A 516-nucleotide genomic window follows, 5' to 3' on the forward strand; every position below is an offset into this window, starting at 1 on the left:
AATGAGTCAGCCCAGACAAATGAATTGAAACGAGAGTTTCAGCAGACAGAAGCCAAAAAAGTAGTCGTCAGTGATTTAACATACGTCAAAGTCAAAAACAAATGGCATTACGTATGTATCTTTGTCGATCTCTTTAACCGTGAAATCATCGGCTTTAGCACAGGACCAAACAAAGATGCGAACCTTGTCGCACGGGCTTTTTCTTCTATTCAAGGTGATCTGCGGGATATCCAGCTGTTCCACACCGACCGTGGCAGCGAGTTTAAAAACCAGCTAATCGATGAGACATTAGCGGCCTTCCAGATTGTCCGTTCTTTAAGCATGAAAGGCTGTCCGTATGATAATGCGGTGGCGGAGGCAACGTTTAAAATCATTAAAACAGAGTTTGTCCGCCAGATGAAGTTTGACAGCCTGGAGCATCTTGCACTTGAATTCAGTGATTATGTTAACTGGTTTAACAAGCGGCGGATTCACGGAACACTAGGCTATGTAAGCCCGATTGAATACAAACGATCG

1 protein-coding gene is annotated in these 516 nt (G+C 43.8%); it reads left to right on the top strand.

What is annotated here, in order from left to right; translation table 11 throughout:
• Positions 1–516 (top strand): IS3 family transposase (locus RG959_RS23835; RefSeq protein ID WP_342799276.1); only part of this gene is annotated, 516 nt, incomplete at both ends.

The sequence above is a fragment of the Domibacillus sp. 8LH genome (assembly GCF_038806185.1).
Lineage (GTDB): Bacteria > Bacillota > Bacilli > Bacillales > Domibacillaceae > Domibacillus > Domibacillus indicus_A.